This is a genomic window from Nonomuraea recticatena (assembly GCF_039533245.1).
GTDB lineage: Bacteria > Actinomycetota > Actinomycetes > Streptosporangiales > Streptosporangiaceae > Nonomuraea > Nonomuraea roseola.
On sequence record NZ_BAAATE010000006.1, the window covers coordinates 174,457 to 189,831 of the forward strand.

Genomic DNA, 15,375 nt, shown 5'->3' on the forward strand with positions numbered 1-15,375 from the left:
AGGACCCCGTGGACCTCGAGCACGCTCGGCAGGTGGCCGCGCAGGCCGCGCAGGCGGCGGGGCTGCTGCTGCGCGACGGTGTCAAGGGCTCGCCCGGCGCGCGGCCCAAGGGCGAGAAGGGCGACGTGGTCACCGATCTCGACCTGGCCTCGGAGAAGCTGATCCTCGAACGCCTGCTCACCGCCTTCCCCACGCACTCGGTGATCGCCGAGGAGTCGGGGCTGCTCGGCTCGGCGGGCGCGGAGTGGACCTGGCTCGTCGATCCTCTCGACGGCACCAACAACGTGGCCATCGGCCTGCCCGCCTACGTGATCGGGCTCGCGCTCTGCCACGAGGGGCGTCCCGTGCTCGGTGTGGTGCACGAACCCGTGCCCGGCCACACCTGGTCGGCGGTGCGCGGGCGCGGGGCGTGCGGTCCCTCGGGGGTACGGCTGGCGCCGCCGTACCGGCCGTGGCGGCACGGGCCCGTGGTGGCGTGGACGCAGGGTCACGGGGTCTCGCGCGCCGAGGCGCACCCGCTGAAGATGCGCCTCGACCTGGGGGTACGCCGGATGCTGCAGCTGTGGGCGCCGCTGCTGTCGTGGGCGATGCTCGCCAGGGGCGACATCGACGGCTTCGTCGGCTACTGCGCCGAGGCGGTGGATCTTCCCGCCGGCGCGCTGCTGGCGCAGGAGGCGGGCATGGAGATCAGGGCGCTGGACGGCGGCCCCTTCCCCGAGGGGTTCGAGGGCCCGCCGCAGGACCGCAGCTTCGTCGCGGGACCGCCCGAAGCGATTCCCTCGCTGCTCGCGCTGGTCGGCTCAGCCTGAGTTGGCCACCAGGGCGGCGGCGCTCGCCGCGATGCCGACGACGGCCAGACCCGCGCCGGTGAGCACGAAGCGGCGCATCGGCACCTTCACCCCGTGCCTGGCGCACGACTCGAACCACAGCAGCGTCGCCAGCGAGGCCCACGGCGTGATGACGGGGCCGACGTTGACGCCGACGAGCAGGACCAGCGGGTCGGCCACGACCCCCTCCAGCGCCTGGTAGGCGGGCAGGTTGTTGATCACGTTGGCCAGGCCGGCCGCCACGAAGGCGGTGCGGAAGGGGTCGTGGGCCTCGCCGACCAGCCACGACATGACCGCCGACAGCCCGTGCGCGCTCAGCGTCGGCACGACGAGGAAGAGCCCCGTGACGAAGATCAGCAGCTGCCACGGGACCAGGCTCCAGGTGAGCTTCCCCCTGTCCCTGACGAAGAAGGCGACCACCACGACGGCCGCCGCCGTCGGCGCCGCCACCGAGACCGGCACCTCGATCAGCAGGGCCGCGATGAACAGCGCGCAGGCCGCCGAGGCCGAGGTGAACAGCACCCGGTCGGCGACCGGCCGCGCCTCGGGAGGGCTGTGGCCGCGGTGGCCCCGCCAGTAGAACACCCACAGGAACACCATCGTCACGGCGATCGCCGCAAGCTGCGCGGCCCACATGTGGCCGGCGAACTCCCTGGTGGACAGGTTGATCTTCTCCATGCCCAGCAGGTTGGTCAGGTTGGAGACCGGCAGTAAGAGGCTGGCCGTGTTGGCCAGCCAGATCGTCGTCATCGCCAGCGGCAGCGCGGCGATGCCCGCCCTGGGCGCCAGCGCGAGCATCACGGGGGTGAGCAGGACCGCGGTGGTGTCGAGGTTGAGGAAGATCGTCACCAGCGAGGCGAAGAGCACGCACAGCAGGAACAGGGCGACGTTGCTGCCCCTCGCCGCGACCGCCATCCTGTCGGCGATCACGTCGAAGACCTGGGCCTCCTTGGTGAGCTCCGCCAGCACGATGACGCCCACCAAGAAGATCATCAGTGGCCAGATGCCGTCGAACTCCTCGACCGCCCGCTCCAGCGGCAGCAGACCCGTCGCCACGAAGACCAACCCGAGGACGAGCAGCCCGATCCTGACCCAGTCGAGGACGCCCAGTCGGCTCAGCACGGGTCGATCTTCGCACACACCCCTGCAGGCGTTCGAGGTGGAAGGCGCCACCCATGGCGACAGCCTCCGTTGTCCATGACCATCGGGCTCCACAACCACGGCCGCAGCGGGGATACTGGCGCAATGGCGCGTGACGGCAGGCCCACCGACATCTTCGTCAGCTACTCCCCCGCCGACACGGCCTGGGCCACCTGGATCGCATGGGAGCTGGAGTCCGCGGGCTACCGCACGATGATCCAGGCGTGGGACTTCGTGCCGGGCACGAACTTCATCGACTTCATGGACAGGGGCGTCAGCGAGGCGCAGGTCGTCGTCGCGGTGCTGTCGCGCAACTACCTGACCTCCCGCTACGGCCGCATGGAGTGGCAGGCCGCGCTCAGGGCCGCCCCCGACAACCCCTCCAGCAAGCTGATCACCGTCAGGCTCGAGGACGTGCCGCTCGAAGGGCTGCTGTCCACGATCACCTGGGTGGACCTGGTCGGCGTCACCGATCCTGCGAAGGCGCGCGGCATGCTGCTCAACCGCATCGCCGAGGCGGTGGCCGGGCGGGCCAAGCCGCACCTGCCGCCCGCCTTCCCGCACGGCCCCGCCGAGCCTCGGGCCGAGCAGGAGCCGCCGCCCTCCGCGCAGAGCATCGGCAGGGGCAGGAGGACACCCATGTCCGCTCCGGCGTTCCCGCTGGGCAGGGCCGAGGCGCGCACGCGCGACTCGCTCAGCGTGCTCCACCTCGGCGGCACCAGGTTCGGCAGGGCGCTGCCCGAGCCGGGCGAGCCGTTCACGCCCGAGGATCTGCAGGCGCGCATCTGGGCCGACCTGACCAGGATGCAGGACCAGGGGATGCCCAAACCCGACCTGATGCTGGTCACCGGAGACCTGACGGAGTCGGGCACGCTCACCCAGTTCGGGCACGCGACACAGTTCCTGACGAGCCTGCGCGTGCTGCTCGGCCTGGAGCCGCAGCGCCTGGTTGTGGTCCCCGGGCCGCGCGATGTGACGAAGGCGGCCTCCAAGGCGTACTTCGCCACCTGCGAGGCCGACGACGTGCGCCCGCAGCCGCCGTACTGGCCGAAGTGGCGGCACTTCGCGGGCATGTTCGGCGAGCTGTACCACGAGGGGCCGATCTTCGACGGCAGCCAGCCGTGGAGCCTGTTCGAGGTGCCCGAGCTGCGCCTGGTCGTGGCCGGGCTCAACTCCACGATGGCGATGAGCCACCTGGAGAAGGACGCCTACGGCCTGGTCGGCGAGGCGCAGGCGGCCTGGTTCGCCGAGCGGCTGCGCGGCTACGAGGAGCGGTCGTGGCTGCGCCTGGGCGCGGTCGGCCACGCGCCCGGCGGGCTGCGTGACATCGCCTCGGTCGAGCGGCTGATCGGGCACCGGCTCAACCTGCTCTTCCACGGCCCGGGGCAGTCCGCCGACGGCACGGTGGGAGCGCCGCGCCGCCACCAGGTCGTCGAGTTCACCCCTGCGGGCATCCGTACCTGGGTGCCCGACGCCGAGCCCGAGCGCACGCCGTACCAGTGGCGCTCGGCGTCGGCCACCTTCACCGGCGAGAACCAGCCCGAGCCGCCCAAGGCCGCGCCCGAGGTCGTCGGGCGCGAACCCAGCCCGACCGAGCTGCTGCTCGACCGCATCACCGAGGTGTGCGAGGCCAGGCACGAACGCATCAAGATCCGCAGGTTCGACGCCCATCTGGTGATGACCTACCCGGAGGACGGCTTCGTCCGCCAGCAGATGATCGCCGCCCACGTCGGCGAGCTCACCGCCGACCACGCCGACTCCCTCGTACGGCAGGCCCACGCCACCAGCCTCGCGCTGGAGCTCGTCTACCAAGGGCCGCCGCCCGCGAGGGCGCTGCGCGACGACCTCATGCGCAGGGGCATGAGGGTCCGCAGCTTCACCGAGTTCCAGGGCCTGCTCGACCTGTCGGAGTACGTCGCCGAGCAGTCCGTGCGCCTGCGCACCGACCGCCGCTACCCTCCCGACCTGTACGTCCCCCAGCGCTACCGCGAGCTCGACAGGCCCGCCCCCGAGATCAGGCAGGGCCTGACCGACGAGCTGATGCGGCTGCTCGGGGCCGACCACGGCAGGTTCCTGCTCGTGCTGGGCGACTTCGGGCACGGCAAGACCTTCGCCCTGCGCGAGCTGGCCAGGCGCATCCCCTCCGAGCTGCCGCACCTCACGCCGATCCTCATCGAGCTGCGCGCGCTCGACAAGGCTCACTCCGTCGACGGGCTGGTCGCCGCGCACCTGGCCAACCACGGCGAGGAGCTGATCGACCTCAAGGCCTTCCACTACCTGCTGCGGCAGGGGCGCATCGTGCTGCTGTTCGACGGCTTCGACGAGCTGGTCACCCGCGTCACCTACGACAGGGCCGCCGACCATCTCACCACGCTGCTGGCCGCGGCCGAGGACAAGGCGAAGATCGTCGTGGCCAGTCGCACACAGCACTTCAAGTCGCACGGACAGGTGCTGACCACGCTCGGCGAGATGGTCGGCGTGCTGCCCCAGCGGCGGGTCTTCAGCGTCGAGGACTTCACCCACGGGCAGATCCGCTCCTACCTGGCCAACCGCTTCACCGACAGCGGCGAGGCCGAGGCCAGGATGTCCCTGCTGGAGGGCATCAAGGACCTGCTCGACCTCGGGCGCAACCCCCGCATGCTGAGCTTCATCGCCGATCTCGACGCCGAGCGCCTGCACACGGTCGCCACGGCCCGTCACACCATCAGCCCAGCCCTGCTGTACGAGGAGATCCTCAGCTCCTGGCTGGCCTTCGAGGAGCGGCGCACCAGCGTGCCGGGTGCGCCCGCGACGCTCACCACCGAGGAGCTCTGGCGGGCGGTGACGGCGCTGGCGCTGCGCCTGTGGGACTCCGGCGAGTCCTTCCTCGGCCTGGCCGAGCTGACCGAGATCGCCGAGACCCTCACCGACCTGGCCGACGGCCAGCTCACCAGCGTGCAGGCGGCCCACGCGATGGGCACAGGCAGCCTGATGGTCCGCACCGACGAGGGATTGTTCGGCTTCATCCATGCCTCGGTGATGGAGTGGCTGATCGCCAGGCACATCGCCGCCTCCCTCCCCGACTCCTCGCTGCTGGCCAGGCGGCCCCTGTCGGCGCTGACCGTGGAGTTCCTCTGCGACCTGGCCGACGTCAGGGCCACTCAGAGCTGGGTGACCTCCGTGCTGGCCGACCCCGCCACCGACGACGTGGTGCGGGCCAACGCCGTCAAGATCCTTGCCAGGCTGCGCACGCCCGCCAAGGCCGACCTGCGCGGGGCCAACCTGCAGGGCGAGGACCTGTCGGGGCGTGATCTGCAGGAGGTCGACCTCACGGGCGCGCGGCTGGACGGCGCGACGCTCGCGGGCACCAACCTGTCCAGGGCGATCCTGAGGAACGCGCGGCTGACCGGAGCGCGCATGGACGGCGCCTCGCTGGTCGGGGCCGACCTGCGCGGCGCCGACCTGTCGGGGGCCAGGCTGTTCGGCGCCGACCTCAGCGACGCGGCCGTGGAGGGCAGCCGCTGGCACAGAGCCGCCCTGATCAACGTCACCGGCACCGTCCCCTCGCTGCCTGGCGCGGCGGTCGTGCCGAGAGATCGCGTCGAGATCGAGCTGGCGCCCGCCGCCGTCGGCGTGCCGTACGGCTATCACTTCCAGACCAGCCGCCTGCCCGAGCCGATCGCCTACAGCCCCTCGGGCGCGCTGCTCGCGGTGGGCAACGAGGACGGCGGCGTGCTGCTGTGCGCGGGCGGCGTGCCCGTCCGCACGCTGCAGGGGCACAGGGGCCGCGTCTACGCCGTCACCTTCAGCGACGACCTGCTGGCCACCGGCGCCAGCGACGGCGCCGTCGTGCTGTGGGACCCTCTCACCGGCGAGCGCCTGCACACGCTGCGCGGCCACGCCGAAGGGGTGTGGCCCGTCAGGTTCAGCCCTGGGGGCGACCTGGTCATGGCGGGCGGCGGCGACGGCGTCGTCCGCATCTGGTCCACCGCGACGGGCGAGCTCGTGCACCGGCTGAGCGGCCACACCGCGCCCATCTTCACCGCCGTCTTCACACCGTGGGGGCTGGTCACAGGAGACTCGGCGGGCACCGTCCGCGTCTGGAACTCCGGCAGGCTGACCCGCACGCTCTTCTCCGGGCAGGGCGCGGTCTACCGCACCGCCTTCTCGGGCGACCTGCTCGCCACCGGCCACGAGGACGGCACGGTGCGCGTCTGGAGGGACGGCGAGCTCCTGCACACGCTGTCGGGGCACAGGGGACGCGTCTACTGCGTCGCCTTCTCCCCTGGCGGCGACCTGCTGGCCACCGGCGACATCGAGGGCGCGGTCCTGCTCTGGGACCCGCGCTCGGGCGAGTCCAGGGGCCCGCACACCACCCACAGGGCCGCCGTCTACCAGGTGACGTTCTCGCCCTCGGGCGAGTTGCTGGCCACCGGCGACTCCGACGGCACCGTCCGCGTGCAGCAGGTCGGCGGCTCCGCCAGGACCGAGCTGGCGGGGCACCGCAGCTCGGTGTGGCCCTTCTCCTTCCGCCCCGACGGCGCCCAGCTCGCCACCAGCAGCAACGACGGCACCACCAGGCTGTGGGACCCCGTCACCGGACAGTGCACGCGCGTCCTGCGCGGTCACGGCCGCCGCATCTCCTCCGTGGCCTTCAGCGCGGACGGCTCCATGCTGGCCACCAGCGGCAACGACGGCGTCGTCAGGATCTGGGAGCCGCGCACGGGCCGTCGCCTGCGGGAGTTCACCGGCGCCGCCGACCGGCTCATCTCGGCCGTCTTCTCACCGGCCGGGCCTGTCCTGGCCACCGCCAGTAACGACGGCGGCGTCCACTTCTGGAACGCGGTCACCGGCGACCACGAACGCGAGCTGCACGTCGAGACCGACCACGTGTGGGCCGAGGCGTTCAGCCCCGACGGCTGGCACATCGCCACCGCCAACGACGACGACAGCGTCCGCATCTGGTACCGCCCCACCGCCCGCCTGGTCAGCGACCTCACCGAGCACAGGGGCAGGGTCCGCTCCATCGCCTTCAGCCCCGACGGCACCTTCGTGGCCACCGGCTGCGACGACAAGCTGATCAGGATCTGGCACGCCGAGTCGGGCGGCAGGGTGGCGACGCTCGAAGGTCACACCGACCGGGTCTACTCCGTCGTCTTCTCCCCCTCGGGCGAGCTGCTGGCCAGCGCGAGCAACGACGGCCGCGCCATGATCTGGGAGCTGCGCCCCGGCAGGCCGTGGGAGCCGCGCCTGCGCCACACCCTCTCGGGGCACGTGGGACGGCTGTGGAGCATCGCGTTCAACGCCTCGGGCACGCTGGTGGCCACCGGCGGCGACGACCTCACCGTGCGGGTGTGGGAGGTCGCCACGGGACGCCTCGTCCACACCCTGACCGGGCACTCCAGGCGCGTCCTGTCCGTGGCCTTCAGCCCCTCCTCTCCCTCACTGCTGGCCAGCGCGGGTGACGACGGCGTGGTGATCCTCTGGGAGGACGGCGTGCGCCGCGCCACCCTCCTCGGCCTGCCCGAGGGCTGGGCCGCGCTGGCGCCCGACGGCCGCTACAAGTGCCAGGGCGAGGTGGCAGGGCAGTTCTGGCACGTCATCGGCATGGCCAGATTCGAGCTGGGCGAACTCGACCCGCACCTGCCCGCCGTACGCTCGGTCGCTCTGGACGCGGAGTTCTGATCGTGGTACTCGCGTGATATGACTGTCTTCGCGCGCCTGCGCGACATCGCCGGCAACCTCGACATCGTCGTGGTCTTCGTGGTGGCCCTCGTGGTGGGCGTCCTCGACCTGCTCAACGTCATCAAGGACGGCGAGGCCGACGGCGTCATCCTCCCGGTGCTCGCCGCGCTCGCCTTCGTCTGGATCAGGGACCGCTCCAGGCAACGCAAGGTAGCCGACCAACTGGCCAGGGTCGCCACCACGACGGACGGCATGTGGTCGCTGCTCACCAGCGGCCAGTCGGTCATGACCCTCACGGGCCCCGCCATCAGCCGCGAGCTCACCGAGGCGCGCGCGGAGACCGACAGGTGGCTGTTCAAGGGCAGCACCGGCACCTTCACCCGTGCGGTCACGCTGCCCGAATGCCTTGAGCAGGCCCAGCGCCAGCGCCGGAGAATCACCTTCAGGCTGGAGATCCTCGACCCCTCCGACCTCGACCTGTGCGCCGCCTACACTCGCCTGCACCAGGACCTGGCGCCCAGCGGCTCGGAGGAGAAGGACTGGACCGAGCTCGGCACCCGCAGGGACCTCTACGCCACGATCCTGGCCGCCTGCTGGTACCGCCAGCGCAACCGCCAGCTGCTCGACATCGAGGTACGGCTCTCGCGAACCCTCTCGCTGTTCCGCTGGGACCTGTCGTGGAGCCGCCTGATCATCACCCAGCGCGGCCCCGCCTTCCCCGCCGTGGCCATCCCTCGCGGCAGCCCCCACTACAACCTGTGGGCCACCGAGCTGGAGAACAGCCTCAGCCAGGCCACCAGGCTCCCCCTGGAGCTGGCGACGCCGCTCAGCGAGCAGCCCACGGCCGAGGAGGCGCAGCGGCTGTTCACGGCCATCGGGCTGGCCGTCGATCTCGACCCTGGCGATCTGCGGGAGATCGCGCGCATCGCCCTCGACCACCTCGACCCCTACCGGGACAAGATCCCGACGCTCAACCTCTGAGGCGCTTCCACACCTGCGCGACCCTGGCGTCGAGCTCCTCCAGCGTGCCCTCGTTCGGGATCACGACATCGGCGACGCCCAGCCGCTCCTCCCTCGAGGCCTGGGCGGCGATACGGGCCCTCGCGTCCTGCTCGGACATGCCCCTGACCCTGGTCAGCCGGTCGAGGCGCACCTCGTCAGAGGCGTCGACCACGATCACGACCTCGTACATGGGGGCCAGCTTGTTCTCCACCAGCAGCGGGACGTCGTAGACCACCACGGCGTCGTCGGGCGCCTGCCGCTGCAGCTCCTCCACCCGCTCACCCACCAGGGGATGGACGATGCCGTTGAGGGTGGCCAGCCTGTCGGAGTCGGCGAACACGATCGCGCCGAGCTTCTCCCTGTTCAGCGAGCCGTCCTCGCGCAGGATCTCCTCGCCGAAGGCGGCCACCACCCTGGCCAGCCCCTCGGATCCCGCCTCGACCACCTCACGGGCGATCTTGTCGGCGTCGATCACCACGGCGCCCCGCTCGGCGAGCCTCCTGGAGACCTCGCTCTTCCCCGACCCGATGCCTCCGGTCAGACCCACTCTCAGCATGAGCGCAGCCTAGCCGCGCCGAAGGTGCACCAGGGTCATATGGTCATCCATCCGTTCCCTGTGGGTCTCTTTGTAGCCAAGTCGCCGATACAGCCGCAGATTCCCCTCCGACAGGTGCCCGGTGAACAGGTCGAACGCCTGGGCCTGCGGCACCTGCTCGTGGAGGGCCTCCAGCAGCGCCCTGCCGATGCCGCGCCCCTGGGCGTCGGGCGCCACCACGAGCCGCCCGACCAGGCAGGTGGTGCCCGCCAGCTGCCCCCTGACCGCGCCCACGATCCGCTCGCCCTGGCGGGCCTTGAGGACCACGCCGTTCTCTATCGCCCTGCGCACCTGCTCGACGGACTCCACCAGCGGGGGGATGAACGGGTCACCGTACAGCTGGGCCTCGCTGACGTAGGCCGCCCGCTGCACGGTCAGAATCTCTCCGGCGTCCGTGCCCACCGCCCGCGCGATCATCTCTCCACCCTAGCCGGGCGCCTCTCCGATATCCCTGTCGTACGGCAAGCCCGGCCAAGCGCCTCTCTGGGCACGGGCCGGCGTCTGTCCAGGGATATTCGAGGCGAAGCCGCGGGTTGGCTGGCTGCGCGGGTGGGCTGCGCGGGTTTGCGGCGTGGGTGGGGTTGTGGTGGCGTTCGAGAGGGAACGTCCGGGCTTGGGGGAAGTAGGCGATCAGGGTTCGATAGGTTGGCTAGATGTCGATTGCCCGCACATCCGCACGACAGAGCGAATCCTCCGCTTTGTCGCGCCTGGCGTGGCTCGACGCGTTGCGCGGCATCGGCGCCGTCGCCGTGGTGGCCGAGCACATGCTGCCCTGGGTGATCCCGTCCCTGCGGCCGTACTGGTTCAACCTCGGCATGTACGGCGTCCTGGTGTTCTTCCTGGTCAGCGGCTACATCATCCCCACCTCACTGGAGCGCCGCGGCGACGTCGGCGGCTTCTGGATCGGCAGGGTCTTCCGCCTCTACCCGCTCTACCTCACCGTGATCGCCCTGGTGATGGCCACCTCGTGGTGGATGCCGATCCGCAGGGAGGTCCCGCGCAACTCCTCCTCGATCGCCGCGCACGCCACGATGCTCCAGGACGTCCTCGGCACCGGCGCCGCCGTCGACACCATGTGGACGCTGGCCTACGAGATGGTCTTCTACCTCCTCGTCACCACCCTGTTCGTCATCGGCGTGCACCGCCGCAGCGGCCCCATCGCGATCGGATTCGGCGCCGCCGCCGTGGTCAGCGGCCTGCTGATGGCCGCCGCCCCGATCACGCCCGGCCCGTGGCCGTCCTGGCTGGCCTTCGCGATCTTCTTCGCGGGCCTCGCCTGCCTGATCTCCGGCAGGTTCCGTACGGTCGCCGCCTACGTCATGGGCGCCGGCGCGCTCGCCCTGCTGGTGCTGAGCAGCAGGGTGCCGTGGTTCGGGCTGGCGATCCTCGCGGTGATGTTCGCGGGAACGGCGATCCAGCGGTGGGAGCGCCGCGAGGGCCCGCTGTGGCCGGTGGCCGTCACCGCCGTGCTGGTCGCGCTGGCCCCCGCGTGGGCGATCCACGCGGGCTGGTGGTGGGTGCGTCCGGGCGTGTGGATCACCACCCTCGTCCTGGCCGGCGCGACGTTCGGGCTGGCCATGACGCTGCGAAACCGTGAGACCTTCCGCTTCCTGGCGTGGCTCGGCATGATCAGCTACTCGCTCTACCTGCTGCATCACCCGCTGCTGCGGTACTTCGTGAGCCTGACCGGCGACCTGCGCAGCTCGCCGCTGGCGATCCAGGCGCTGATGGGCACGCTGTTCGTGGGGCTGGTGCTGGTGGCCAGCTGGCTGACCTACCGCTTCGTCGAGATCCCCATGCAACGCCTGGGCCGCCACCTCGCCACCCGCCGAACCTGACCCGCCCCACACCTCAAGCTCCCCCCGCCCTCACCACCGGGGCCCACGAGCCGACCGCCGACCCCGCCGCACACCCACGCTTCCCCGGCACTCCCCACACCCACCGAGCCGACTACCCCGCCCACACCTCCCACCTTCGCCGCACTCACAACCGAGGAGCCGAGCCTGCCAAGGTCCTGCCGAGGAGCCGAGCCTGCCGAGGAGCCGAGGAGCCGAGGAGCCGAGGTGCCCAGGCGCCGAGGTGCCCAGGCGCCAAGCCTGCCGAGGTGCCGAGGCCATCGAGGGGCGGGCCGCCCGTTGAGGGGCCAGGCCGGGAACGCTCGGTGATGCGTATCCCTCCGCTCACCACACCTACCGATTTCGACTGCCCCGCTCACACCTCACGCCTCCCTCATACTCACGACCGAGGTGCCAGGTGCCGAGGTGCCGAGGTGCTGTCGAGGGTGGGCCGTCCGTTGGGGTGCGGGCGATGAGCGCTCGGTGATGCGTATCCCTGGACAGACGCCCGCCCCGCGCCCAGGGTGGCGCGTGAGCGGGCATGCCGTACAACATCCGCGTAGGGAATGGACCTGCCGTCCAGCACTCAACGGCAACGGGCTCGCCGTGCAACACCCGAACGGAAACCGGCCCGCCGTACGAGGCCAAGTTGTGGGACAGCGAAAAGGCCGAGCCCCGCACGGAGGTCCGTGCGGGGCTCGACCCTTTTTGTCTAGCTCAGCTCACGCGGTCAGCTCTGGCCGCCCGCGAGCTTCTCGCGAAGGGCCGCGAGAGCCTCGTCCGAAGCGAGCGCACCGGCGGCCGGAGCCGAGGAGGTGCTGCTGCTGCTGGACGGGGCCGGGGTCTCGCCGGTGTAGGTCGAGGGGACCTCGCCCGCCTCGGCCTCGGCCTTGCGGGCCTCCTCGATCTGCTTCTTGTGAGCCTCGAAGCGGGTCTGCGCCTCGGCGTACTGGCGCTCCCACTCCTCACGCTGCTTGTCGAAGCCCTCGAGCCACTCACCCGTCTCGGGGTCGAAGCCCTCGGGGTAGATGTAGTTGCCCTGGTCGTCGTAGGTGGCCGCCATGCCGTACAGCGTCGGGTCGAACTCGACCTCGGCGCCGCTGACACCCTCGTTGGCCTGCTTCAGCGAAAGGCTGATGCGGCGACGGTCGAGGTCGATGTCGATGATCTTCACGAAGATCTCGTCGCCGACCTGGACGACCTGCTCCGGGATCTCCACGTGGCGCTCGGCCAGCTCGGAGATGTGGACCAGGCCCTCGATGCCCTCCTCGACCCGGACGAACGCACCGAACGGCACCAGCTTGGTGACGCGGCCGGGGACGACCTGGCCGATCTGGTGGGTACGGGCGAACTGCTGCCACGGGTCTTCCTGCGTCGCCTTGAGCGAGAGGGAGACGCGCTCGCGCTCCATGTCAACGTCGAGAACCTCGACGGTGACCTCCTGGCCGACCTCGACAACCTCGGAGGGGTGGTCGATGTGCTTCCAGGACAGCTCGGAGACGTGAACCAGACCGTCAACGCCGCCGAGGTCCACGAACGCACCGAAGTTGACGATCGAGGACACGACGCCCTTGCGGACCTGGCCCTTCTGCAGGGTGTTGAGGAAGGTCTGGCGGACCTCGGACTGCGTCTGCTCGAGCCAGGCACGGCGGGACAGGACCACGTTGTTGCGGTTCTTGTCCAGCTCGATGATCTTGGCTTCGAGCTCGCGGCCGACGTAGGGCTGCAGGTCGCGAACACGGCGCATCTCGACCAGGGACGCCGGCAGGAAGCCACGGAGGCCGATGTCGAGGATGAGACCACCCTTGACGACCTCGATGACGGTGCCGGTGACGATGCCGTCCTCGTCCTTGATCTTCTCGATCGTGCCCCAGGCGCGCTCGTACTGGGCGCGCTTCTTGGACAGGATCAGGCGACCCTCCTTGTCCTCCTTCTGGAGAACCAGGGCCTCGACGTGCTCGCCGACCTCGACAACATCAGCCGGGTCGACATCGTGCTTGATCGAGAGCTCACGCGAGGGAATGACACCCTCGGTCTTGTAACCGATGTCGAGCAAGACCTCGTCTCGATCGACCTTGACGACGGTGCCCTCGACGATGTCGCCGTCGTTGAAGTACTTGATGGTCTCGTCGATCGCGGCGAGGAAGGCCTCTTCGGAACCGATGTCGTTGACCGCTACCTGCGGGGTGCTCGAGGTGGCCTCGGTGCTGCTCGTCATGTGTGGAATTGCTCCGAACGCGGACAGATGTCGATGTGGCGGACGCGCAGCAGGCTCTCTTCCGCATCAAGCCGAGGATGACGTCATCGACGAGACCGAGCGCGAGCCCGCTCCGTCTGAGGCGCGCGCGAGCCCACAGCGCAGCGATCAGCATATGAGACCTGGCGACCGGGGTCAATCCGAGGACACGGGACGGCAAGAGACGCAAAGGCGTGCGAGGCCGCCTAGTAGGGGTTGACCTGCCCGATCCGCTTGGCAGTGATATTACCCCGAGATTTCCGCGGGATGGAGATCCGTTGGGGGTCTCCGTCGGAGACAAAGCGCTCACCAGGGTGTTTGTTCAGCCACTCCAGCCAATACTGCGAGCACCACTTGCGGCACTCGCCTCGCTTGCCGTTGCTCTGAATCCGCTGGATCGCGTTTCGGTCAAATTTTTTCGCGTATGGCGAAAGCGAGGGTTCGGCGCCCGCGAGGAAGACGCCGGCGAAGTCGTAGGACATGCCGCCCCATGATCCCGTTCTGGCGACCTTCTTCGGGTGCGGCATCGAGCCGAACGGCAGCGCCAGCGTGTCGCTGAGCGGCGCGCCGAGCTTCTTCAGCAGCCGTTCGAGCCGGACGATCTGTTCCCTGACCTTCTTCTTCGGCAGGACGCCCAGGTTCGGATGGCCCCAGGTGTGGTTGGCCACCTCGAACCCGTGCTCGTTCAGCCACTGCACGGCCTTGGCCTGGTCGGACTGGTTCTGCAGGCCGAAGGGGTAGCTGTTGATCCAGAAGGTCGCGACGGGCCTGAAGTCCGGATACTTCCTCGCCACGTCGTAGATGATCGCGACCGCGGTGTCCTTCTTCGGCGCACCCTGGGCGTCCAGCGCGAAGTGGCTGGCGTGCCCGTCGTCGAAGGTCAGCACGACGGGGAACTTGCCAGCGGGCACCCTGATGTCGCCGGTCGCGAACTCCCTGGCGGTGATCGGCACGTACCCCTGCCTGGCCAGCTTCTCCAGCTCCTGCCGGAGCTGGGAGGGCGTGCGGTCGATGGAGGCCAGCCGCTTCTTCATGATCCGGTGGTACATGATCACCGGGATGAGTCCGAGCTCGTTGGCCTTGACCTGCTTGGCGAATTCGGGGGTCGCCGTGACCGGCTGCGGCGGCTCGCCGCTGGGCAGATCCGGCGCGGTCTCCGGCGCGGCCTCGGGCTGCGTGGAGGACGGCGCGGACGGCTGCACGGTGCCGACCGCCGCTGCCTTCCCCGGGACAGGCTCGCCCGCGGTGGGAAGCACCAGCAGGGCGATGACCGCGACAGTGACGATCACGATGTTGGCTATCCCGATGACGCGCGTCAGGGATGCTGAATTCCGCACAGAACTCCCGTGCTCATCGAGGCCAGACCAACCAGACCACCCTAGACCAGATCACCCCAAGGGCTCTCACGATCACCGGGCCCGGCATGTGCATTTCATCCCCGGCTACCCCCGCCCTCCCCCGCAAACCCCTCCTTTCACGGTTCCGTGGGGTCCTGGAGTCCATGGCCGGAGTCCGCCCGCTCACGAACCCATCGACGTCAAGCAGCCCGTGGGGGAACGTCGCGGGTCCGGCGGGTCGAGAGAGTCCGGGGGCCGTGGGCCAGCATGCGTTCCCTACGCCGTGGAGATCGAGCGGTCCATCGGCCGACGCCCGCGAGAGTCGAGGACCCATAGACCGGCATCCCCACGACCCACCAAGGTCGAGCGCCCCATGAGCCGGTGCGTGAGGCGGGGTGGAGGCGGCGGAGGGTCGTCTGTCAGGCGGTCGGCCTTCGGGGCGCGAGGGCGCGGCGGACCCGGGCACCCCGTCTCGCCCCCACCGAGTGGGGGTGGCCCGGTTGGTGGTCGTCTGCCAGCGGCAGGGTGCCTCACGCCGTTCGGACACGGCGACTCACGGCCGCCCAGGAAGCGACCCCGACGTCTCCGACCCCCGCCCCGCAGGGCTGGAGTGGCGTGATGGACGGACGCCGACCACGCGCCCACAGTGGCCTCTCCAGTGCTGTGCCGTACGGGAGAGGCCAGAACGCACGCCATACGCGAAACAGGAACCCCCGGACGCGCGCCGTACGAGAGACCG

Annotated in this window: 9 protein-coding genes; 4 read left to right on the top strand and 5 right to left on the bottom strand. The window is 70.3% G+C overall.

The features are described from left to right. Nucleotides 1–8 precede the first annotated feature (8 nt). Complete coding sequence (locus ABFX50_RS14905; RefSeq protein WP_183659214.1) at nt 9–809, top strand: inositol monophosphatase family protein; 801 nt, start codon at nt 9–11, stop codon at nt 807–809. Here ABFX50_RS14905 and ABFX50_RS14910 read toward each other — a convergent pair. Continuing rightward, nucleotides 801–1,949, bottom strand: a complete 1,149-nt coding sequence (locus ABFX50_RS14910) for an ArsB/NhaD family transporter (protein WP_346146800.1) — start codon at nt 1,947–1,949, stop codon at nt 801–803. The two genes, ABFX50_RS14905 and ABFX50_RS14910, sit on opposite strands and share 9 nt — an antisense overlap. A gap of 123 nt (nt 1,950–2,072) precedes the next feature. Here ABFX50_RS14910 and ABFX50_RS14915 point away from each other — a divergent pair, with 123 nt between their 5' ends. Both ABFX50_RS14915 and ABFX50_RS14920 read left to right on the top strand, forming a co-directional pair. Next, nucleotides 2,073–7,631 carry a WD40 domain-containing protein gene (locus tag ABFX50_RS14915; RefSeq protein WP_346146802.1) on the top strand — a complete coding sequence of 1,853 codons (5,559 nt, stop codon included), beginning with the start codon at nt 2,073–2,075 and terminating at the stop codon, nt 7,629–7,631. Between the two features lie 18 nt (nt 7,632–7,649). Beyond that, nucleotides 7,650–8,612: a hypothetical protein gene (locus ABFX50_RS14920; protein WP_346146804.1), complete on the top strand. Its 963-nt coding sequence runs from the start codon at nt 7,650–7,652 to the stop codon at nt 8,610–8,612. Here the strand turns inward: ABFX50_RS14920 and coaE are convergent. After that, nucleotides 8,602–9,189: a dephospho-CoA kinase gene (gene coaE, locus ABFX50_RS14925; RefSeq protein WP_346146806.1), complete on the bottom strand. Its 588-nt coding sequence runs from the start codon at nt 9,187–9,189 to the stop codon at nt 8,602–8,604. The two genes, ABFX50_RS14920 and coaE, sit on opposite strands and share 11 nt — an antisense overlap. Before the next feature lie 9 nt (nt 9,190–9,198). Next, the gene (locus ABFX50_RS14930; protein ID WP_183659206.1) at nt 9,199–9,645 is read right to left on the bottom strand and encodes a GNAT family N-acetyltransferase; all 447 of its coding nucleotides are present in this window, start codon (nt 9,643–9,645) and stop codon (nt 9,199–9,201) included. A gap of 236 nt (nt 9,646–9,881) precedes the next feature. Between ABFX50_RS14930 and ABFX50_RS14935 the strand changes: the two genes are divergently transcribed. Then, on the top strand, nt 9,882–11,066 hold the full coding sequence (locus ABFX50_RS14935) for an acyltransferase family protein (protein ID WP_346146808.1): 1,185 nt from the start codon (nt 9,882–9,884) through the stop codon (nt 11,064–11,066). A 727-nt stretch (nt 11,067–11,793) separates the two neighbouring features. On the opposite strand, the gene rpsA is transcribed toward ABFX50_RS14935, so the two are convergent. Further along, nucleotides 11,794–13,281 (bottom strand): 30S ribosomal protein S1, encoded by a 1,488-nt coding sequence (gene rpsA, locus ABFX50_RS14940; protein WP_346146809.1) that lies wholly within the window; start codon nt 13,279–13,281, stop codon nt 11,794–11,796. A 224-nt stretch (nt 13,282–13,505) separates the two neighbouring features. After that, on the bottom strand, nt 13,506–14,588 hold the full coding sequence (locus ABFX50_RS14945) for a polysaccharide deacetylase family protein (RefSeq protein ID WP_346146811.1): 1,083 nt from the start codon (nt 14,586–14,588) through the stop codon (nt 13,506–13,508). Nucleotides 14,589–15,375: the final 787 nt, after the last annotated feature.